Annotated in this window: 18 protein-coding genes; 3 read left to right on the top strand and 15 right to left on the bottom strand. The window is 64.1% G+C overall.

Translation table 11 applies throughout. The features are described from left to right. Positions 1-126: 126 nt before the first annotated feature. From GCN74_RS06655 to GCN74_RS06645, 3 genes are all read left to right on the top strand, one after another. A complete protein-coding gene (locus tag GCN74_RS06655) occupies positions 127-1230 on the top strand; it encodes a hypothetical protein (RefSeq protein WP_226938908.1) in 1104 nt (367 codons plus the stop codon). Beyond that, positions 1221-1847, top strand: a complete 627-nt coding sequence (locus GCN74_RS06650; protein WP_152255921.1) for an ATP-binding cassette domain-containing protein — start codon at positions 1221-1223, stop codon at positions 1845-1847. Before GCN74_RS06655 ends, GCN74_RS06650 begins: the two co-directional genes overlap by 10 nt. A gap of 128 nt (positions 1848-1975) precedes the next feature. Beyond that, positions 1976-2314, top strand: a complete 339-nt coding sequence (locus GCN74_RS06645; RefSeq protein WP_152255920.1) for a CzcE family metal-binding protein — start codon at positions 1976-1978, stop codon at positions 2312-2314. 67 nt (positions 2315-2381) lie between these two features. Here GCN74_RS06645 and ahpF read toward each other — a convergent pair whose 3' ends face one another. The 15 genes from ahpF to GCN74_RS06570 form a co-directional block, all read right to left on the bottom strand. After that, positions 2382-3977: an alkyl hydroperoxide reductase subunit F gene (gene ahpF / locus GCN74_RS06640; RefSeq protein ID WP_152255919.1), complete on the bottom strand. Its 1596-nt coding sequence runs from the start codon at positions 3975-3977 to the stop codon at positions 2382-2384. Between the two features lie 98 nt (positions 3978-4075). Continuing rightward, a complete protein-coding gene (ahpC, locus tag GCN74_RS06635) occupies positions 4076-4639 on the bottom strand; it encodes an alkyl hydroperoxide reductase subunit C (RefSeq protein ID WP_077398190.1) in 564 nt (187 codons plus the stop codon). A gap of 188 nt (positions 4640-4827) precedes the next feature. Next, positions 4828-5217 carry a DUF3597 domain-containing protein gene (locus tag GCN74_RS06630; protein ID WP_152255918.1) on the bottom strand — a complete coding sequence of 130 codons (390 nt, stop codon included), beginning with the start codon at positions 5215-5217 and terminating at the stop codon, positions 4828-4830. A gap of 169 nt (positions 5218-5386) precedes the next feature. Next, complete coding sequence (locus GCN74_RS06625) at positions 5387-8179, bottom strand: EAL domain-containing protein (RefSeq protein ID WP_226938907.1); 2793 nt, start codon at positions 8177-8179, stop codon at positions 5387-5389. A gap of 194 nt (positions 8180-8373) precedes the next feature. Continuing rightward, positions 8374-8766, bottom strand: coding sequence for a D-ribose pyranase (gene rbsD / locus GCN74_RS06620; protein ID WP_152255916.1), 393 nt, complete (start codon positions 8764-8766; stop codon positions 8374-8376). A gap of 4 nt (positions 8767-8770) precedes the next feature. Next, a complete protein-coding gene (rbsK, locus tag GCN74_RS06615; RefSeq protein ID WP_152255915.1) occupies positions 8771-9679 on the bottom strand; it encodes a ribokinase in 909 nt (302 codons plus the stop codon). Then, positions 9676-10734, bottom strand: coding sequence for a LacI family DNA-binding transcriptional regulator (locus GCN74_RS06610; protein ID WP_152255914.1), 1059 nt, complete (start codon positions 10732-10734; stop codon positions 9676-9678). Before GCN74_RS06610 ends, rbsK begins: the two co-directional genes overlap by 4 nt. Positions 10735-10748: 14 nt before the next feature. Then, positions 10749-11720: an ABC transporter permease gene (locus tag GCN74_RS06605; RefSeq protein ID WP_152255913.1), complete on the bottom strand. Its 972-nt coding sequence runs from the start codon at positions 11718-11720 to the stop codon at positions 10749-10751. Positions 11721-11738: 18 nt separating this feature from the next. Further along, positions 11739-13292: a sugar ABC transporter ATP-binding protein gene (locus GCN74_RS06600; RefSeq protein WP_152255912.1), complete on the bottom strand. Its 1554-nt coding sequence runs from the start codon at positions 13290-13292 to the stop codon at positions 11739-11741. Between the two features lie 84 nt (positions 13293-13376). Then, positions 13377-14336: a sugar ABC transporter substrate-binding protein gene (locus tag GCN74_RS06595; RefSeq protein WP_152255911.1), complete on the bottom strand. Its 960-nt coding sequence runs from the start codon at positions 14334-14336 to the stop codon at positions 13377-13379. Between the two features lie 208 nt (positions 14337-14544). Beyond that, a complete protein-coding gene (locus GCN74_RS06590; RefSeq protein WP_152255910.1) occupies positions 14545-15426 on the bottom strand; it encodes an EamA family transporter in 882 nt (293 codons plus the stop codon). A gap of 136 nt (positions 15427-15562) precedes the next feature. Beyond that, positions 15563-17818, bottom strand: a complete 2256-nt coding sequence (locus tag GCN74_RS06585) for a YgiQ family radical SAM protein (RefSeq protein WP_226938915.1) — start codon at positions 17816-17818, stop codon at positions 15563-15565. Between the two features lie 240 nt (positions 17819-18058). Then, the gene (locus GCN74_RS06580; RefSeq protein ID WP_152255908.1) at positions 18059-18337 is read right to left on the bottom strand and encodes a DUF4404 family protein; all 279 of its coding nucleotides are present in this window, start codon (positions 18335-18337) and stop codon (positions 18059-18061) included. A 12-nt stretch (positions 18338-18349) separates the two neighbouring features. After that, positions 18350-18562: a VF530 family DNA-binding protein gene (locus tag GCN74_RS06575; protein ID WP_152255907.1), complete on the bottom strand. Its 213-nt coding sequence runs from the start codon at positions 18560-18562 to the stop codon at positions 18350-18352. 109 nt (positions 18563-18671) lie between these two features. After that, on the bottom strand, positions 18672-20825 hold the full coding sequence (locus tag GCN74_RS06570) for a M3 family metallopeptidase (RefSeq protein ID WP_152255906.1): 2154 nt from the start codon (positions 20823-20825) through the stop codon (positions 18672-18674). Positions 20826-20894 lie beyond the last annotated feature (69 nt).

Raw genomic sequence — 20894 nt, 5'->3', positions numbered from 1 at the left:
AGGGCTTTTCCCATTTTGGGGGCAGACCCTCAATACCGCCAACGTCAAGCTCAACGCTAACTTCTCCGGGGGGCTGACCCCGGCTGTTAGAATCAGCGCTCTTGCCGACTCTGCCGCTCCTGCCTGATGCGCCTGTCCCGCAGTCTTTCCCCCTACCTCGCCCTGCGCTTGCGCCTGGCCCATCATGCTTTGCTGCAATTTGCCGCCAGCCTCGCCAGTTCCATGGAAATCCTCGTATTCCTGGCAGGTCCCGTCCTGCTGGGCTTACTCAGCGTCATCGCCCTGCCCGGCTTTCTCGCCATGAGCCTGCCCTGGCCCGCCGCCCTGGCTATCGTCAGCGCGCAAGCCCTGCTGACCTGCCTGCCCGCCTGGCTGCTGCGCAAGCGGCTGCTGCCGGCCAGCATTGCCGCCTGGCTGCGCCAGTTGCCCTTGCCACGCCGCTTGCGCTGGCAAGCCGATATCGCCGTGGCCGGCCTGCTGATGCTGCCGCTGGGCCTCGCCTATGCCGTCTCGGCCGCTATCTGGCTGCTGCAGTCGCCGCCCTGGCTGCGCCCCATCGCCGCGCCCGGCATGGCCGCCACCGTCGCCGCCTGGCTGCTGGCCTGGCTGCTGACGACGCTCATCGTGGCGCAGCGCCTGCGCATGCCGCGTCCCGCATCAAGGGCCCGCCCGCCCACGATGACCGTCTACATGCCGCGGCTGCCCCGCTGGCGCACTGCATTCCTGTGGCGCCAGCTGTTCTGGCTGCCGTTCTGGCGCAACGAGAACGTGGTCGGCCGGCAGCAAAGCATCTTGCTGGCCGGCGCTGGCGCCAGCATGCTGGCCTGGCTGCTGCGCGCGCCCCTCGTGCCCGCCCCCTTGCTCGGCTTGCTGGCCAGCGCCAGCCTCGTCATTGTGACGGACCGGGGCGACAAGGCCGTGCGTGAACAGATCGGCTTGCTATCTCCATCGCTGAACGCCTGGCCCTTGGCCAGCACGGCCTTGACGCGCCTGGCCTGCGCCGCCAGCCTGCTGCCCGCCGTTGCCGTGCTGCTCGGTGCTGGCGTCTTGCTGTACTGCATCGATCCTGCCGCCCTGCAGCGGCGCGTGACCAGCGTCTACGCCGTCACCGCCAGCGCGGCCCTGCTGGCCATCGTCGGCTTGCCCCGCCTGACGGCGCGGGGCCGCGTCGCCCTCGTCGTTTTCTCCATCCTAGCCTTGAGCGCCATCGGAAGCGAATTATGGAATTGACTGCCCCTACTCCCATGCTGCACGTCGAGCAGCTCGATTTCCACTTTGCCACGCACAGCGTGTTCCAGCGCTTCAACCAGCGCTTCGGTCCCGGCATCACCTGGCTGCGCGGCGCCAACGGGGCCGGCAAGACCACCCTGCTGAAGCTGGCGGGCGGCGCCCTGTTGCCCGCGCGCGGAGCCATCCGCCTGGACGACATCGACAGCGGTAGCATGCCGCTGGCCTACCGCGCGCGCGCCTTCTATTGCGGCGGCGACGCGCCCGCCCTGCCCTGGCTGCAGGTGCACGAATTTCTCGACCTGCACCTGGCCCTGTATCCGGGCACCGACCAGGCCCTGCTGAATGCAGAACTGGGCGCGTTTGCCATGACGTCGACCTTGCAGCAAAGCATCACCGCCCTGTCCCTGGGCCAGCATAAAAAGCTGCAACTGGCGCTGGCCCTCGCCTTGCCCGTGCGCCTGCTGCTGATCGATGAACCGTTCAATGGCCTCGATGCGGCTGCCATGGCCCACCTGCGCGCGCGCCTGGCCGAACCGGCCCGGCTGGCGCGCCAGTGCATCGTGCTGACCAGCCACCTGGCGCCGGACGTGCCGCTGGCGGCGACGGTGCAGCTGTGAAATGGGACTTTGCAGATCAGACATGAAACGCTTAGGATGCCGTGTTGCAAAACCGGCGATCCCGGTGCAGCCACTACGATAAAACGGCGCGCTTACTCACCGCGCCCAGCCTATTCTTGGAGATCCGCATGTTCAATACCCACCGCAGCGCCCTGGCCATCCTGTGCGCCATCCTCGCGACGTCCGCCATCGCGGCCGGCCCCACGGGCACGGCCGCCGACTATGGCACCCCGGCCCACCATGGCGCCGCCCAGCGCAGCATCGACCTGCAGCCCGGCACGCGCCACATCAACGTCACGCGCGGCGAAACCGTCACCATCACGCGCGCGGGCCAGCGTTTTACGTGGCACGTGCAAACCTTCCACAACAAGACCGTCTTTGCCCTGAGCGAGATCGCGCCGAAGGACATGGCCGTCGACGGGATTCAAGTGTATGTGGCCGGCAACCCGCTGTACGCGGGCAGCTAAGTTTCCTCTGCGCATAAAAAAACCGGAAGGGCCTCGCGGCCGTTCCGGTTTTTTTCAGCGTAGACAGTTACGCCGTCAATGCTTCTTTCGCTGCCGCTTCATCGACCACTTCCTCGTCGTCCGAGCGGATCAGGTGGTCAAAGGCGGACAGGGCTGCCTTCGCACCTTCGCCCGTGGCGATGATGATCTGCTTGTACGGCACCGTGGTGACGTCGCCGGCCGCAAACACGCCGGGAATCGAGGTCTGGCCGCGGGCGTCCACTTCGATTTCGCCGTGGCGCGACAGGGCCAGCGTGCCCTTCAGCCATTCCGTGTTCGGCACCAGGCCGATCTGCACGAAGACGCCTTCCAGCTCGACCTTTTTCGACTCGCCGCTGACGCGGTCCGTGTAGCTGAGGCCATTGACGATCTTGCCGTCGCCGTGGATTTCCGTCGTTTGCGCCGACGTGATCACGCTCACGTTAGGCAGGCTGTGCAGCTTGCGTTGCAGCACCGCATCGGCGCGCAATTCCGCGCCGAACTCGATCAAGGTCACGTGTTTCACGAGACCGGCCAGGTCGATCGCCGCTTCCACGCCCGAGTTGCCGCCGCCGATCACGGCCACGCGCTTGCCCTTGAACAGCGGGCCATCGCAGTGCGGGCAGTAGGCGACACCGTGGTTGCGGTATTCCTTCTCGCCCGGCACGTTGATTTCGCGCCAGCGGGCACCGGTGGCCAGGATGACGGTCTTGGCTTTCAGGACGGCGCCATTCGCCGTTTCGATCTCCACCAGTTTGCCCGGCGTCAGTTTCGCGGCGCGCTGGGTGTTCATGATGTCGACTTCGTATTCCTTGACGTGCTGCTCCAGCGCCACGGCGAACTTCGGACCATCCGTTTCCTTGACCGAGATAAAGTTCTCAATCGCCAGGGTATCGAGCACCTGGCCGCCGAAACGCTCGGCCAGCACGCCCGTCCTGATGCCTTTGCGGGCCGCGTAGATGGCCGCTGCCGCGCCGGCAGGGCCGCCGCCGACGATCAGCACGTCAAACACGTCTTTCTTGTTCAGCGCTTCGGCTTGGCGGGCGCCGGCGTCGGTATCGAGCTTGGCGAGGATTTCCTCGACATTCGTGCGGCCCTGGCCGAAGTGTTCACCGTTCAGGAACATCATCGGCACGGCCATGATCTGGCGCGCTTCCACTTCTTGCGGGAAGACGCCGCCATCGATGGTGGTGACCTTGATGCGCGGGTTGATCACGGCCATGGCATTCAATGCCTGCACCACTTCCGGGCAGTTATGGCAGGAGAGCGAAATAAACGTTTCAAATTCGTAATCGCCGTCGAGGTTGCGGATCTGCTCGATCACGGCATCGTCGAACTTGATGGTGTGGCCGCCCACTTGCAGCAGCGCCAGCACCAGCGAGGTAAATTCATGGCCCAGCGGCACACCGGCAAAACGCACGCCGATGTCGGAGCCTGCACGGTTGATGCTGAACGACGGGGTCCGTACGCCAGCTTCAATGCGCTCGACCAGCGTGATCTTGTCGCTCAACAGGACTATCTCCTGGAGCAATTCCTTCATCTCGCGGGCTTTTGCGCTGTCATCGAGAGAAGCGACCAGCTCAAGCGGATACACCACTTTTTCCAGGTAGGATTTCAGTTGGGTTTTGAGGGTGGCGTCTAACATGATTTTTTCCTTTTCTACAAATATTTAGGCGAATGCCGGGCCGGACACCCGGGCCGGCATCGCGGTAACTACTTGTTTGCTGCTTGCTGCTTCACACCTTAGATCTTGCCGACCAGATCCAGCGATGGGGTCAGGGTCGCTGCGCCTTCCGTCCATTTGGCTGGGCACACTTCGCCTGGGTGGTTCGCCACGTACTGGGCGGCTTTGACTTTGCGCAGCAGTTCTGCAGCGTCACGGCCGATCCCGTTGTCATGCACTTCCAGCACTTTGATGAAGCCGTCAGGATTGATGACGAAGGTACCGCGCAGTGCCAGGCCTTCTTCTTCGATCATGACTTCGAAGTTGCGCGACAGGGCGCCGGTCGGGTCGCCGATCAGTGCGTATTGCACTTTCTTGATGGCGTCCGAGGTGTCGTGCCAGGCTTTGTGCGCGAAGTGGGTATCGGTCGAGATGCCGTAGACATCGACGCCCAGCTTCTGGAATTCGGCGTGGTGATCGGCCAGGTCTTCCAGTTCGGTTGGGCAAACGAAGGTGAAGTCGGCTGGGTAGAACACGAATACCGACCACTTGCCTTTCAGCGACGCTTCCGTCAGATCGACGAATTTGCCATTGTGGTATGCGGTTGCCTTGAATGGTTTAACTTGGGTATTGATGAGCGACATAGTCATTTCCTCTCGTGTGGTGAATCAGTAAGACTCTAGTGTAAGGGGTTTTATTCCATATGCAAAATTGATTGTCACAATAGTTTCAATTAGTTTTAACTATCATGACACCATGGGAACTCCATCATAGGCAGTTCCCGCGGGATTGGATAGCGGCAGCAGTGGATACCCCTGCCGCCGCCAGGTGTTTAATTTTTGAGTTCTTCCGGGACCTTGCCGCCGTTTTCCGCCAGCTTGATCATCACCTGGCGGTGCAGCCAGATATTCATGCTGGCCGAATCGTTGGTGTCGCCCGTGAAGTGCAGCTCTTGCGCCAGTTCCTTGCGCGCGGCCAGGCTGCTGTCCAGTTGAAGCAGTTTCATCAGGTCGACGATGGACGTGCGCCAATTGAGTTTTTCCGCGTTCTTGCTGGCCAGGTCGACCAGCACCACTTCCACGTCCACCACCGGCACGGCAGCTGCAGGTGCGGCCGGTGCGGCGGCCGCTGGCGCGTCGGTAGCGGCAGCGGGCGTGGCTGCCGGGGCGGCATCGGACGAATGGTGGAAGATTTTGTTGTAGATATTGCTGAAAATGCCCATGAGGTCACCTCGAGTTGAGTGAATGGAAGAAGATTTGCCTGCGCTCCAGGTCCAGGACCCATGACAGCAAAGCCGGGCGCAGGCGCCAGCCGGTCGAGTATAAGCCCGTTCAAGCCGGAAGCCCTGTCCCGCAGGCTTGCGCCAGATCTGATGGCAGGCCATGCCTGTTTCAAGGGCGCAAGGGCCGCTGGGCGCGCAGCAGCGCATCGAACGCCTCGATGGCCAGCGGCGGCGCAAACAGATCGCCTTGCGCGAAATCGCAGCCGATCTCCAGCAGCCGCGCACGCTGCTCCGGCGTCTCCACCCCTTCGGCAATCACCTGCAAGCCCAGCTTGTGGGCCATGGTGACGATGGCTTCGCACAGCGCCAGTTCGCTGGCGCCGGCCGCCAGCTTGCGCACCAGCACGCCGTCGATCTTCAGGTAATCGATGCCGCATTGCTGCAATTGCGTGAGCGAGGCATGGCCGCTGCCGAAGTCGTCGAGGGCGATCTGCATGCCCGCCTCGCGCAAGTGCTGCAGCCGCTGCACCATGCTGCTGCCGGCGCCTGGCCCCAGCAGCGCATCTTCGCGCATGTCGAGCACGATGGCCGAGGACGGTACATCGAGCGCCATCAGCTGGCGCAGCCAGGTGCCGGGCGCCTCGGCTTCGCGCTGCAGCTCCAGCGGCGACTGGTTCAGGCACAGCTGCAGCCCCGGCAAGCCGATGGCCTGCCCCTGCGTGCGCCAGCGCAGCAGTTGCGCGGCCGCCGTGCGCAGCACCCAGTCGCCGATGTCGACGATCAATCCGCTGCTTTCGGCCAGCGCCAGGAAGTCGGGCGGGCACACGAGGCCCCGCTGCGGGTGGTTCCAGCGCAGCAAGGCTTCCGCTTTGACAATATTGCCGCCATGCAGCTCGACGACGGCCTGGTAATGCAGCTGCAGCTGCTGTTCCCGCAGGGCCGTGCGCAAGTCCGCGCCCATGCGCATGCGGTTGACGGCCGCCACCTGCATGGCGGGCGTAAAGTAGCTGTAGCGGTTGCGCCCCGCGCCTTTCGACACATACATGGCCTGGTCCGCATGCTTGAGCAAGTCCTCGATATTGTCCGCGTCGTCCGGATACAGGGTGATGCCGATCGACGCCGACACGAACGCCTGCTCCTGCCCCAGCAGGAACGGCGCCAGCAAGCCGTCGAGTATCTGCCGCGCGATGCGGTCGACTTGCTGCAGGTCATCGAGATCGGACAGGATCACCGTGAATTCGTCGCCGCCCAGGCGCGCCACCGTATCCGTCTCGCGCACGCCCACGCGGATGCGCCGCGCCGCTTCGATCAGCAGGATATCGCCCTGGTGGTGGCCCAGGGTGTCGTTGACTTCCTTGAAATGGTCGAGGTCGATGAACAGGATGGCCACGCGGCTCGTATCGCGCCGCCCCTGGGCCAGCGCCTGGCGCAGCCGCTCGTGGAACATGCGCCGGTTCGGCAATTGCGTCAAGGTATCGAAATTGGCTTGCTGCCAGATCAGCGCTTCCGTTTGCCGCTTGTCCGTCACGTCTTCCAGCATGCACAGGTGGTGCGGCCCGCCGTGGCGCGCCGTGGCGATGGCCGTCACCGAGGCATCGACCCACACCACGCCGCCATCGGGCCGCACGATGCGCTTGGCGTGGCGGAAGCCCTGCATGCGCCGCTCCAGCAGCTGCGCCACGTGCACCTGCTCGCCGGCCACGTCGTCGGGATGGCTGATCTCCATCCAGCTCGTTTGCTTCATGTGCTCCAGCGTGCGCCCCGCGATGGCCAGATAGCGCGGATTGATGTCAAGAAACTGCCCGCTCACGGTATCGATCAGGGCAATGCCCATGGGCGCTTCCTCGAACATGGTGCGAAAGCGCAATTCCCCCTGGCGGATGGTGTCCTCCGTGCGGCGGCGCTCGCGCGCCAGGTTGTTGAAGTGAAAGGCGGCCGACACGGCCAGCAGGCTGCCCGCCACGCCCAGCGACAGGTACAGCCAGCCCAGGTCGGCGCCTGGCACGGGGCGGTACAGGAAACCCTTGTAGGCGTGGCTGTCCGTGGCATTGCGCGGCAGCACGCCCATGGCCGCATAGGTATCGGCGATGTGCTGCCAGCGCTGGGGATTCATATAGCCCGGCTCCACCAGCACGGGCTGCAGCAGCAATTCCATCTGCTGCGCCTCGTACAGCAGATGCGCGCGGTCGTGGCGCTGGCTGTATTTGGCATGGATCAGTTGCGCCATTTCCTCGCGGTGCGCCATCGCGTATTGCCAGCCGCGCAGGCTGGCCGCGCGGAACGCTTTCACGCGCTCGGGATGGCGGCGCAATTCCTGCTCGCTGGTAAACAGGTTGTCGCCGTAAAAATCGATGCCGGCCGTGCGCGGCGTAAACTGGTAATAGGGAAAGCCGGCCCGGTCCAGGTAGTCCGGTTCGTTGGTGGAATACGCGGCGATGGCATCGACCTTGCCCTCGATCAAATCCTCGACCCGGTAGCTGGGCGGCAAGTGGCGCATCTGCCGCGGCGCGACGCCCATTTTTTGCAGGAACAGCGACACTTCGTCGGAGGCGGCCGTTACATTGCCGGGCGCGCCTATCATCACGGGCGCCCCCGCCAGCTTGCGCACGTCGGGTGCGCCGCCTTGCTGACGCATCAGCAGCACGCTGGGCGAATGCTGGAACACCACGGCCAGCACCACCACGGGCTTGCCCGCCAGGCGGCTGAGCAGCAAGGTGCTGTTGCCCACGCCATATTCGGCCTGGCCGCCCAGCACGGCCGCCTCGGCCAGCGGCCCGCCGCCGCCTTCGAGCAGCCTGACTTCCAGCCCTGCCTCGCGGTAATAGCCCTGCTCGATGGCCGCGTAATAGCCGGCAAACTGGAACTGGTGCGTGAAATTGAGTTGCAGGGAGACGGGTTCCAGCGCCCGGGCTGGCGTGGCGCAGCAATACAGCAGGGCAAGCAGCGCCAGCCAGCCGAACACGCGCCTGCCTGTGCTCGGCAACAAGGGGCAGCGGACAGCGCAAGATGCTTCCATCGGCATGGCAAGACACCACAGGGACCTGCCGAGTTGGCAGGAATAAGGCTATTGTAGCCGCCCCTTTTGCCGAAGGATAACTATTTCAGTGAGGACAACAATCTTGATGTTTTTGGCAAACAGTCTGAGCTTTGTTTGCGTTAGAACACGACGCCGGCCACCAGAATGATGTTGGCATACGGACTGCATTCACCCGTGCGCACGATGGCGCGCGCGCCCCTGGACAGTTGCTTGAACTCCTCGTGCGTGACCTGGCGCGCATCGGGCAAAGCCAGGGCCGCCACCTGCGCTGCCATGGCCGGATTGTGCTGCGGCAATTCGCTGGCGAGCAGATGGTATTCCACCTGCATTTCGCTCAACACCGTGTTCACGGTATCGATGAAGCCGGGAATGCCGCGCGTCAGGGCCAGGTCGATCAGGGGCACGCCTGGCTGCGAAGGCAAGCCCGCGTCGCCGATGACGAGCATGTCGCCATGGCCCAGCGAGGCGATCAGTTGCGACAGTGCGATATTGAGCAGCGGAGTCTTTTTCATGGTCTTAGAACAGCTCGTGCAAGTGGGGAATCGAGGTTTGCGCGCCAGGCTTGGTGACGCTCCAGGCAGCCGCGCGCTGGCCTTGCTGGATGGCTTCAGCCTCGTCCATGCCGGACGCGAGACCCGCCACGAAACCGCCGATGAAGGTGTCGCCGGCGGCCGTCGTGTCGACGGCTTGCACCACTTCGGCCGGGAAGTCGTAATCGCCGCCATACAGGGCCGCGTGCACGCCCTTGGAACCCAGGGTGATGATGACGTTGTCGCTGCCCAGCTTTTGCAGCGCGGCGGCCAGCGCCTTGGCATCCGCGCCTTCCGGGCTGACGCCGGCCAGCATGGCCGCTTCGATTTCATTCGGAATCAGGTAGTCGACCAGTTCCAGCACGCCGTCCGGCAGGCTGGCGGCCGGGGCCGGGTTCAGCACCACGGTCTTGCCCAGCGAACGGGCCAGCTTGATGGCGTGCACGACGGTGTCCATCGGCGTTTCCAGCTGCAGCACGACGATATCGGCCTGTTCGATCAAACCTTGCGCCGCATCAATGTGCGCGGGGCTCAACAGATCGTTGGCGCCGCCCGCGATGACGATGCTGTTCTGGCCATTGTCGTCGACGAGAATGGAGGCGATGCCGGACGCGACGCCGGGCAAGGTGGTGACGTGGCTGTCGATGATGCCGTCGCCCACCAGCGCCGCGCGCAACGTCGCGCCGAACGCGTCGTCGCCCACGCAGCCGACCATGGCCACTTGCTGGGCGCCCGCCACCTTGCCGCTCATGCGCGCGCACGCGACGGCCTGGTTGGCGCCCTTGCCACCAGGAATGGTTCTAAAAGCGCCGCCCGTCAGGGTTTCGCCGGGGAGGGGCATGCGCGGCACGCGCAAGACCAAGTCCATATTGATGCTGCCGATAACCACGATCATGATGTCATTCCCATCAGTTCAGTTGCAGGTGAAGAAGTAGGTGCGGAAGAAGTTACTGTGGCGGCCACGCTGGAGCCGCGCACGTGCAGAGCGGGCGCGATGCTGCGCTGCTGGCGCGGCAAGGCAGGGTCGGCGATGCGTGCCAGCAGGCAGGCGGCCGTGATGCGGCCCAGCTCGCGCGTATTTTGCGCCACGCTGCTCAGGGCCGGGTGCACGAAGCTGGCCAGGTCGATATCGTCGAAACCCACGACGGCCAGTTCGCCGGGCACGGCGATGCCCCGTTCGGCGGCGGCGCGCAGGGCGCCAAACGCCATCAAGTCATTGCAGCAGAACAAGGCGTCGGGACGCTGGCCCGGCGGCAGCGCCAGCAGATCCAGCGCGGCCGCATAGCCGCCCGCACTCGTAAAATCGCTATGGCGGCACAGCGCATCGGCCAGGGCCACGCCCGCGTCCGCCATGGCGCTGCGCGCGCCGGCGATGCGGTCGTTGGAAATGCTCACTTCGCGGGGACCGGCAATGCAGGCCAGGCGCCGGCGTCCCAGCCCCAGCAGGTGGCGCGCGGCCAGCACGCCGCCGGCCCGGTTGTCGACGGCCACGGCATCGATGGACAGGTCGCTGGGCGCGCGGTCCAGCAGCACGGCCGGCACCTTCATCTTGCGCAGCAATTCGCCATCGCTGTCGGCCAGCGCGGACAGGATCAGGCCGTCGCAGCGCTTGGTCAGCAGCACGTTCAGGTAGTCGCGCTGCTTGACGGGATCGTCATCGGAATTGCACAAAATGACGCTGTAGCCAGCCGCGTAGCAGCTGTCCTCGATGCCGCGCGCCACTTCCGAGAAATATGGATTCGTATTATTCGGAATGATCAGGCCGATGGTGCCCGTGCTGCGGCTGCGCAAGGAACGCGCCAGCGCGCTGGGCACGTAATGCAATTGCTCCGCCGCCGCCAGCACGGCGCGGCGCGCCTCATCGCTGACGGGGCGGGTATTGTTGAGGACGTGCGACACGGTGGTGAACGACACCCCCGCCGCCTGCGCCACTTGCTTGATGGTTGCCATGGGCGATGTGGCGCTTACGCGCGTTCGCCGCGGCGGCGATAGGTGTCGAGCACCACGGCAGCGACGATCACCAGGCCCGTGACGATGCGTTTCACGGGTTCGGACACGCCCACTTGCGCCAGGCCCGCTTCCAGCACGGAAATGATCAATACGCCGATAAACGTGCTGATGACGGAACCGCGACCACCCATCAGGCTGGTGCCGCCGATCACCACGGCGGCGATCACTTGCAATTCCATGCCCACGCCGCCGTTCGGGTCGGCCGCTTCCAGGCGCGACACCTGGAACAGGGCGCCCACGCCGGCGAGAAAGCCCATCAAGGCAAACACCAGCACTTTCGACGGCTTCGTGTTGATGCCGGACAAACGCACGGCTTCTTCATTCGTGCCGATACCGATCCAGTGGCGTCCCAGCACTGTGCGCGTGAGCACCAGGTGGCCGATGACGACGATGGCGATCGAGGCGATGAAGGCAGGCGACAGGCCGAACGCGATCGGCGAGCTGATGCCGTCAACGGCGCTGCCGATGTATTCCGTGCGCGAATTGGTCACTTGATACGCCAGGCCCCGCGCCATTTCCAGCACGCCCAAGGACACAATGAACGAGGGGATGCGCCAGCCGACGGAAATGAGGCCCGTGGTGGCGCCGCACAGGGCCGCGACGAACATGCCCAGCAGGGCCGCGCTCCACACGGGCCAGCCCCAGTGCACGACGGCCAGGGACAGCACGGAAGCGGCCAGCGCCATCACGGAACCGACGGACAGATCGATGCCGCCGATGATCAGCACGAACGTCATGCCGACGGCCATCACCACCAGCGTGGGGATGTTGTTCGACAGGGTGCTCAGGGTGGCCAGGGTAAAGAAGTTTTCGCTGGCAAACGAGAACAGCACGCACATGGCCAGCAGGGCGCCGATCAGGCCGCCGTAGTTTTTCAGGTCGGCCAGGCTGCGCTGCAGATACGAAGGAGAGGAGTTGGTGGTCATGGGAATCTTTCCGGCGGATCAGGCCGCAGCTGGGGTGGAAGTGGGGGTCAAATAGCCGGAGAAGGCGGCCGACAGCAGCGCGTCCTGGCTCCAGGCGCCACGCTCGAAGGTGTCGACGATGCTGCCCGCGCTCATGACGGCGATGCGGTCGCAGATCAGCATCAGCTCGCGCAAGTCGCTTGAGACGATGACGAGGCCCTTGCCCTGGCGCGCCTGTTCCGCCAGCACCTGATAAATATCAAACTTGGCGCCGATATCGATGCCGCGCGTGGGTTCGTCGAACAGCATGACGGGGCAGTCGCGGTACAGCCAGCGGGCGATCACCACTTTTTGCTGGTTGCCGCCGGACAATTCCGCCACCGTTTGCCCGCTGTTGCGCGAGCGGATGCCCAGGCGCTGGATGTAGTCGTCGGCCACCGTCGCTTCGGCCGCGTCGTTGAGCCAGCCGGCGCCGCTGACGGAATCGAGCGAGGCCAGGGTCGTGTTGACGGCGATGGACTGACGCAGCAGCAAGCCTTGTCCCTTGCGGTCTTCCGTGATCATGGCGATGCCGGCTTTTACGGCCGCCTGCGGCGAGTGCAAGGCAGCAGGCGTGGCGCTGTCGCCGAGGAACACCTCGCCCGCATCGGCGCGGTCGGCGCCAAAGATCAGGCGCAGCAATTCCGTGCGGCCCGAGCCGATCAGGCCGGCGATACCGAGGATTTCACCGGCGCGCAAGTCGAACGAGGTAGGGTTGACGACCTTGCCGCGCGCCAGGCCCCGCACGCGCAGCAGCGGCGCGCCGATGCTGCGGCCGCTCAGGTCGACGGCATCGTCGGCCGAGCGGCCCACCATCAGGCTGACCAGGTCGGCGGCGGAGTGGCCCGCGATGTCGTCGTCGCACACCAGCTGGCCGTCGCGCAGCACGGCGATGCGGTCGGCCACGCGCTTGAGTTCTTCCAGGCGGTGGGAAATATAGATGATGCACACGCCTTCGGCCTTCAGGCGCTCGATCTGCAGGAACAGCAATTCCACTTCGCGGTGCGTCAGCATGGCAGTCGGCTCGTCGAGCACCAGCAGGCGGCAGGCGCCGATCAGGTTGCGCGCGATCTCGATCATCTGCTGGTGGCCGATGCCCAGTTCGCCGACTAAAGTCCACGGGTCCAGGCCGCCCAGGCCCACTTTCTCCATCTGCTCGCGCGCGTCGCGTTCGAGGCGCGCACGGTCGATGAAGCCGAAGCGCTGCGGCAAATTCTTGAGGTACAGGTTTTCCGCAATCGACAGGGTGGGAATCAGGTTGAGTTCCTGCATCACCATGCGGATGCCCAGCGCCTCGGCGGCGCCGCGCGAGGCGGGCTGGTAAGGCTTGCCGTCGAGCAGCATCGTGCCCGTGGTGGCTTGCTCCAGGCCGCAGATGATCTTCGACAGGGTGCTCTTGCCCGCGCCGTTCTCTCCCGTCAGCGCCAGCACCTGGCCAGGGGCAAAGCGCAAGCCCACGCCGCCCAGCACGGGGCCGACATAGGACTTGCCGATGTTATCCAGGGTCAATAGAGGAAGGGCGGCTGAGGGCGCCGGGGGGATGTCGGTAGGCATGATAAAACTCCGCGGTAGTGGCGGCGGGGCCGGCACCGCCTGCTCGGTGAGCAAGCAGGCGCCGGCCCCGGCGGGATCAAACGATCAGGACTTGGCGCCCTTGGCGACCAGTTCGACCTTGGTTTCGATGACGCCACCCAGATCGGCCTGTTTCTTCTTCTGCGCCAAGGCTTTCAGCACGGTGTCGATGCCGAACACGGCTTGCTGCGAGCCGAACTGGTCGGCGGTGGCCAGCACGCGGCCATCGGCCAGCATCGGCTTGATGGCGTTGATGTTGTCGTAGCCGACGACCAGCACCTTGCCCGTCTTGCCGGCCGCCTTGATGGCGGAAACGGCGCCGATGGCCATGTTGTCGTTACCGCACAGCAAAGCCTTGATGTTCGGGTTGGCGTTCAACATAGCGGCCGCCACCGTGTTGGCAGGGGCGATTTCCCACTGGCCCGACTGCACGCTGACGACTTTCGCACCGGCTGCCGTCATGGCGTCCTGGAAACCCAGGGTGCGCTTCTGCGCGTTGTAGGTGGTGGACACGCCTTCGATGATGCCGACGGGGTCGCCCTTCTTGATCTGCTGGGCCAGGAAGTCGCCGACCACCTTGGCGCCCTTGCGGTTGTCCGGCCCCACGAACGGCACGGTGATGCCCTTCTCTTTCAGGGCGCCCGCGTCGAGCTTGTTGTCGATATTGACGACGATGATGCCTGCGTCGATGGCTTTCTTCAGCACCGGCACCAGCGCCTTCGAGTCGGCCGGGGCGATTACCAGCGCATTGACGCGCGAGACGATCATCTGCTCGACCAGCTTGATCTGGCTCGACGTATCCGTTTCATCCTTGATGCCGTTCGACAGCAAGTCGTACTTGGCGGCATTGGCCTTCTGATGCGCCTTGGCGCCGTTTTCCATGGTCAGGAAAAATTCGTTGGCGAGCGACTTCATCACCAGCGCCACTTTCGGCTTTGCAGGCGTCTGCGCCATGGCCGGCACGGCAGGCAAGGCACACACCAGGACAGCGGCGGCAATCATTTTCAGGCGAATACGGGATGTCATGAGCGTCTCCAGAGTTGTTGGTCAAGCACGTGTACAGCATGCTTTTTAGGAAATTCATTGCGCGCAAACGTTTGCGCGAAGCGAATAGTGCCTCAATGCCCCATACCAGTGCAAGCAAAACTGTATGTGCGGTGCAGCAAAAAAGGGACGCCCAGGGGGAAGCAGGCAGGCCGATGCGATCGGCCTGCCTGAGAGAAATGCGCAGAAGTCAGGATTTTGTTGCGGGACGGGCACTCGCCCACTGCACCGCCAGCACGCTGGCCAGCACCAGCAGCAAGCCCAGCATCGACCAGCCCGTCATGGCCTGGCCCAGCAAGGCCCAGCCCAGCACGACGGCCATCAGGGGACTGAGCAGTCCCAGCGAAGAGACGGCCACGGGCGAGAGCCTGGCGATGCCGCGGAACCACAGCGCATACGCGAGCAGGGCGCCGGCCAGGCACAGGTAGGCATAGGCAAGGACTTGCTGCCAGGACAAGGCGGGCAAGGGTGCGTCGGCCAGCCAGGCGACGGGCGCCAGCATCAGGCCGCCCAGCAGCAATTGCCAGCCCGTCAGTGCCAGCACGGGCAAATCCGGCTTCCAGCGCCGCGTCAGATAGGTGCCGGCCGCCATGCAGGCCGTGCCGCCCAGCGCGGCGGCAATGCCGATGGGTTCCCACACGGTGCGCGGCGACAGCAGCAACACGCCCATGCCGGCCACGCCCAGCACGCTGGCGCCCAGGGCCAGGCGGGCCGGGCGGCGCCCTTCTACGCCCCAGGCCAGGCCCATCACCAGCAGCGGCTGGATGGCCCCCACCACGGCCGCCAAACCGCCCGGCAAGCGGTAGGCGGCCACGAACAGCAGGGCCTGGAAGACGCCGATATTCAAGGCGGACAGGATCAGCACGCGGCCCCAGTCGCGCCGCGCGGGCAGGCGCCGCATCAGCAGCAGCAACAGCAGACCGGCCGGCAGCACGCGGATCAGGGCCGCCGTGAAGGGCCGGTGCGGCGGCAGCAGTTCGGACGTGACGATATACGTGGAACCCCAGATCAGGGGCCCCAGCGCCGTGAGCACGATATCGCTCCAGGCGGGGCGAACAGCAGAGGTGGGCATAAACTATCTCGACATCAAGATAAAAACCGAGTGTGGGCGCAAACTATCTTGATGTCAAGATAAATACGCTAGCCTGGAGAATGCTGGCGGCCATAAAAAAACCCGGCGCGCAGGCCGGGTTCTGGATGCAGCAGGCTTACCTGCGGCCGCTGCGTGCCGGCGTGCCGCCCTTGGCCGGCGGCTTGCCGCCCCGACCCACGGGCGCGGCGGCGGGCTTGGCCTTGGTCTTGATGGTCGACAGGATCGAAGGACGCACCTTCGACTCGACGGCCGTGGCCTTGGGCGCAGCGGCCGTGCCACCGAGGGCGATGCGGCTCTTGCCTGGCGCCACCTTGAACTTGTCCGGCGTGCCGGCGCCATGCGTCTGGCGGCTGCGTTCGCCAGCGGCCAGGCCGCCCGACTCCGACGATGTCCAGGCAGGAATCAGATGCTTGTCGCCGTTGCCGATCAAGTCGCCACGGCCCATGTTGACCAGCGCTTCGCGCAGGATCGGCCAGTTGGCCGGGTCCTGGTAGCGCAGGAAGGCCTTGTGCGTGCGGCGGATCTTGCCGCTGCGCGCCGTTTCCACCACTTCGGAGTCCGCCGTCACCTTGCGCAAGGGATTCTTGCGCGTGTGGTACATGGTCGTGGCCATGGCCATCGGCGTGGGCATGAAGGTTTGCACCTGGTCCAGCTTGAAATTGTTTTTCTTCAGCCACAGGGCCAGGTTCAGCATGTCCAGGTCCGTCGTACCCGGGTGCGCGGCGATGAAGTACGGAATCAAATACTGCTTCTTGCCCGCTTCCAGCGAGAAACGGTCGAACATTTCCTTGAATTCGTCATACGCGCCGATGCCGGGCTTCATCATCTTCGACAGGGTGCCCTCTTCCGTGTGCTCGGGAGCAATCTTCAGCAAGCCGCCCACGTGGTGCGTGACCAGTTCCTTCACGTACTCGGGCGAACGCACGGCCAGGTCGTAGCGCAAGCCCGAGCTGATCAAGACTTTCTTGATGCCGGGAATGGCGCGCGCCTTGCGGTACAGGGAAATGAGCTTGCTGTGGTCCGTGCCCAGGTTGACGCAGATGGACGGGTACACGCAGGACAGCCGGCGGCACGAGACTTCGATCTCTTTTTCCTTGCAGGCCAGGCGGTACATATTCGCCGTCGGACCACCCATATCGGAAATGGTGCCCGTAAAGCCTTTGGTTTTATCGCGGATATGCTCGATTTCGCGCAGGATCGACGGTTCCGAACGGCTCTGGATGATGCGGCCTTCATGCTCCGTGATCGAGCAGAAGGTGCAGCCGCCGAAGCAGCCGCGCATGATGTTGACGGAAAAGCGGATCATTTCCCACGCAGGGATATGCGCCTTGCCATAGCTGGGGTGCGGGGCGCGCGCGTAATTCATGTCGTACACGCCGTCCATCTCGTCCATGGCCAGCGGCAGCGGCGGCGGGTTGAGCCACACGTCGCGCTCGCCGTGCGCCTGCACCATGGCGCGCGCATTGCCGGGATTCGATTCCAGGTGGAACACGCGCGACGCGTGCGCATACATGACGGGGTCATCCTTGACGACGTCGTACGCAGGCAGGCGCACCACCGTCTTGTCGTGCTTTTCCTTGGCCATGGCCAGGCGCTCTTCGCGGCTCATGATGCGGATGGGCTTGATCACTTCGGCCGATTTCGACGCATTCTCGGTCGCGCAGGCGGTCTTGTCTTCCTGCACCATCTCGTACGGGCTGTAGTGCGGATCGATCTTGCCGGGCACGTCGACGCGGGTGGAATTGTGCACGCCCCAGTCGTCGCCGGGCAGCCAGCCGGACGGCACCATGAAAGCCGTGCCGCGCAGGTCGCGGATATCCTTGATGGATTCGCCGGCAGCGAGGCGGTGCGTCAGGTCCACCAGCGCCCGCTCGGCATTGCCGAAGATCAGCAAGTCAGCCTTGGAATCGGGCAAGACGGAACGGCGGACCTTGTCCGACCAGTAATCGTAATGGGCGATGCGGCGCAGCGAGGCTTCGATGCTGCCGATGACGATGGGCACGTCGGGATACGCTTCGCGCGCGCGCTGCGCGTACACGGTGACGGCGCGGTCCGGGCGTTTATTCGGTTCCGCGTTGGCCGTGTAGGCGTCGTCGGAGCGGATCTTGCGGTCGGCCGTGTACTGGTTGACCATGGAATCCATGTTGCCGGCGGTCACGCCGTAGTACAGGCGCGGCTTGCCGAGGATGCGGAACGCGTCGGCCGACAGCCAGTCCGGCTGGCTGATGATGCCGACGCGGTAACCCTGCGCTTCGAGCAGGCGGCCAACGAGGGCCATGCCGAAACTCGGATGGTCGATGTAGGCGTCGCCCGTGACGAGGATGACGTCGCACTGGTCCCAGCCCAGCGCATCCATCTCGGCACGCGACATCGGCAGGAAAGGCGCCACGGCAGCGCGGGCAGACCGCTTGGGAACGGTCGCAAATAAATTGGTAGGGGAGCTCATAGGGTACGGATTGTACCGGAATTGGCCATTTCCAACCTGACGGCCTGCTTTTTACTGTTGGATTTCAGTACAAAAAACGTTTATTTTTCAATTACTTGGGGTCAGACCCGAGGGGGCAATGCGCCCCAGTGGGGTGCATTGCGATCGCGTAGCGACTGACCCCGATCAAATCCCCATATTCGCGAGAATCTCGCCCAATTCGCGTAAGGCAGGCTCCAGTTTCGGATGCTTGACGGCGAACTTGGCCGACAATTCCTGGCTGCGCTCGGCCAGGCCATAGGTGGTCGACTCTTCTTCCTGTTCCTGCGCGGCACGCTTTTCCATGAGCAGCTTGATATCGACATCGAGCTTTTGCAGCAAACCCTGCAGTTCCTCATCGACGGGGCCGCTGGTTGCTAGTGTCGAATGCAGCTGTTGCAGCGATTCCTTGAGTTTGCTATCCATGTTTTTTTCCTGTCAGTCAGTAAATTGCGTATCCAGATACAGCTGCTCCACCTTGCTCCTGGCCCACGGGGTCTTGCGCAAAAACTTCAGGCTCGACTTGATGCTGGGATCGCTGATGAAGCAATTGATATCGATGTGCTTGGCCAGGCCATCCCAACCATAGTGGGCTTGCAGGCGCGTCACAATCGCTTCCAGGGTGATGCCATTCAAATCTTGCTGACTCATATACTCTTTCGACTGCCTTCTTGTTTACATCTTACTCAATTCTACGCCGCCGGCACAGAAAGCTTGCGTGCGCCAGATCAACGCAACGCAAGCTTCGGCTGAGGACGACCTACTTGGCGTTCAAGCCGCGGCGTTCCAGCAAGGGTTCCACGGTGGCATCGCGGCCGCGGAAGTCACGGAACAGCTGCAGCGCATCGACGCTGCCGCCGCGCGACAACAGCTTGGCTCTGAACCAGTCGCCGTTCTTGCGCGTCAGGCCGCCGTTTTCCTTGAACCAGTTGACCGATTCCGCGTCCAGCTTTTCCGACCACAGGTAGGCGTAGTAAGCCGCCGAGTAGCCGCCCGAGAAGCTGTGCGAGAAATACGCCGTGCGGTAGCGCGGCGGCACGGGCGCGTAATCGACGCCCGCATCCTTCAACGATGCCGCTTCAAAGGCCAGCACGTCGGTCGGGATCTGGCTAGGCGCCAGCTGATGCCAGCGCTGGTCCAGCAGGGCCGCCGACAGGTATTCCGTGGTCATGAAACCCTGGTTGAATTTCTTTGCCGCCGTGACCTTGTCGAGCAATTCCTGCGGCATGGCCGCGCCGCTCTGGTAATGCTTGGCGTAGTTTTGCAGCACTTCCGGCCAGATCGCCCACATTTCATTGACTTGCGACGGGTACTCGACGAAGTCGCTGGGCACGCTGGTGCCGGCAAAGCGCGGGTATTTCACGTTTGAAAACATGCCGTGCAGCGCATGGCCGAATTCGTGGAACATGGTCGTCACTTCGTCGAACGTCAGCAGGGTCGGCTGGCCGGCCGGCGGTTTCGGAATATTCAACTGGTTGGCCACCACCGGGTGCGTGCCCAGCAGCGACGACTGCGACACGTATTCATTCATCCACGCGCCGCCATGCTTGTTGCCGCGCGCATAGAAGTCGGCGATGAACAGGGCCAGCGGCTTGCCGTTGGCATCGAGCACGTCGTAGACGCGCACGTCCGGGTTGTACACCGGCAGATCAGTGCGCTGCTTGAAGCTGATGCCATACAACTTGTTCGCGGCAAAGAAGACGCCGTTGTTCAGCACGCTATTCAATTCCAGGTACGGCTTCAGCTCGTTTTCATCGAAATTGAAGCGTTGCTTGCGCAATTTGTCCGTGTAGATGGCCCAGTCGGCCGCTGCCACCTGGAAGCCGCCCTTTTCCGCGTCGACCACTTGCTGCAGGTCGGCCGCTTCGCGGCGCGCGTTGGCGACGGCCGGCTTGGCCAGTTCCGACAGCAGGGTGTTGACGGCCGTGGTCGTCTTGGCCGTCTGGTCTTCCAGCGAGTACGCGGCGTAATTGGCGTAACCGAGCAAGGTGGCCCGTTCGGCGCGCAGCTTGGCCAGCTTCAGCACGATGGCGCGGTTGTCGAACTCGCCACCCTGGCTGCCGCGGTTCAGCGACGCATCCATCAGGCGCTGGCGCGTGGCGCGGTTGGTCAGCACGGCCAGCGGCGGCTGGCCGCTGGTGTTGACGAGGGCGATGACGAACTTGCCGTTCAAGCCGCGTTCCTTGGCAGCCGTGGCGGCCGTGTCGATATCGCTGTCCGTCATGCCGGCCAGTTCGGCGCGCGTATCGACGACGATGCTCTTGGCATTCGTTTCCTTCAGCACGTTTTGCGCGAAGGCCGTTTCCAGGCCCGCCTGCTCGGCGTTGTAGGCTTTCAGTTTTTCCTTGTCCGCATCGGACAGCTTGGCGCCGGCGCGCACGAAATCCGTGTGATAGCGCTCCAGCAGGCGCAACGATTCCGCGTCAAGACCCAGCTTGTCGCGCTTGGCGTACAGGGTGTCGATGCGGGTAAACAGTTTCGGATTCAGGGTGATCGCGTCGCCATGCGCAGCCAGTTTCGGCGACACATCCACTTCCACCGCTTCCAGCGCGGCATTGGTATTGGTCGACGTCATGTTGCTGAAGATGCTTTGCACGCGGTGCAGCAGCTGCCCCGTACGCTCGAGGGCCACGATGGTGTTCTCGAACGTGGGCGCCTGGCGGTTGTTGGCGATCGCATTGACTTCGGCCAGCTGGCGTTTCATGCCTTCGGCAAACGCGGGCGCGTAGTGCGCATCCTTGATCAGGCCGAATTGCGGCATCTGGAACGGCAGCGGACTGGCTTTCAGCAGGGGGTTCTGGGCGCTGACGGCGGCCGCAGGTGCGGCGTTGGCCGTGGCGGCAGCCAGGGCGGAGGGAGCGGCGTGGGCCAGCATGACGCTGGCGGCGATGACGAGCAGTTGTGGACGGATCATGACATCTTTCAGGAAGCGCGGGGAAGAACCGCGATCGCGTCGCGGGCCAGTGGCAGATCATAGCAGCCT

Source organism: Janthinobacterium sp. FT14W (genome assembly GCF_009208755.1).
Lineage (GTDB): Bacteria > Pseudomonadota > Gammaproteobacteria > Burkholderiales > Burkholderiaceae_D > Janthinobacterium > Janthinobacterium violaceinigrum.
This window is presented reverse-complemented; position numbering and strand designations above follow the sequence as displayed.

Coding starts and splice junctions, on each gene's coding strand:
- GCN74_RS06655 (WP_226938908.1), top strand. CDS start 127: ATGCGCCTGTCCCGCAGTCTTTCCCCCTACCTCGCCCTGCGCTTGCGC.
- GCN74_RS06650 (WP_152255921.1), top strand. CDS start 1,221: ATGGAATTGACTGCCCCTACTCCCATGCTGCACGTCGAGCAGCTCGAT.
- GCN74_RS06645 (WP_152255920.1), top strand. CDS start 1,976: ATGTTCAATACCCACCGCAGCGCCCTGGCCATCCTGTGCGCCATCCTC.
- ahpF (WP_152255919.1), bottom strand. CDS start 3,977: ATGTTAGACGCCACCCTCAAAACCCAACTGAAATCCTACCTGGAAAAA.
- ahpC (WP_077398190.1), bottom strand. CDS start 4,639: ATGTCGCTCATCAATACCCAAGTTAAACCATTCAAGGCAACCGCATAC.
- GCN74_RS06630 (WP_152255918.1), bottom strand. CDS start 5,217: ATGGGCATTTTCAGCAATATCTACAACAAAATCTTCCACCATTCGTCC.
- rbsD (WP_152255916.1), bottom strand. CDS start 8,766: ATGAAAAAGACTCCGCTGCTCAATATCGCACTGTCGCAACTGATCGCC.
- rbsK (WP_152255915.1), bottom strand. CDS start 9,679: ATGATCGTGGTTATCGGCAGCATCAATATGGACTTGGTCTTGCGCGTG.
- GCN74_RS06610 (WP_152255914.1), bottom strand. CDS start 10,734: ATGGCAACCATCAAGCAAGTGGCGCAGGCGGCGGGGGTGTCGTTCACC.
- GCN74_RS06605 (WP_152255913.1), bottom strand. CDS start 11,720: ATGACCACCAACTCCTCTCCTTCGTATCTGCAGCGCAGCCTGGCCGAC.
- GCN74_RS06600 (WP_152255912.1), bottom strand. CDS start 13,292: ATGCCTACCGACATCCCCCCGGCGCCCTCAGCCGCCCTTCCTCTATTG.
- GCN74_RS06595 (WP_152255911.1), bottom strand. CDS start 14,336: ATGACATCCCGTATTCGCCTGAAAATGATTGCCGCCGCTGTCCTGGTG.
- GCN74_RS06590 (WP_152255910.1), bottom strand. CDS start 15,426: ATGCCCACCTCTGCTGTTCGCCCCGCCTGGAGCGATATCGTGCTCACG.
- GCN74_RS06585 (WP_226938915.1), bottom strand. CDS start 17,818: ATGTCGCGTGCCGAGATGGATGCGCTGGGCTGGGACCAGTGCGACGTC.
- GCN74_RS06580 (WP_152255908.1), bottom strand. CDS start 18,337: ATGGATAGCAAACTCAAGGAATCGCTGCAACAGCTGCATTCGACACTA.
- GCN74_RS06575 (WP_152255907.1), bottom strand. CDS start 18,562: ATGAGTCAGCAAGATTTGAATGGCATCACCCTGGAAGCGATTGTGACG.
- GCN74_RS06570 (WP_152255906.1), bottom strand. CDS start 20,825: ATGATCCGTCCACAACTGCTCGTCATCGCCGCCAGCGTCATGCTGGCC.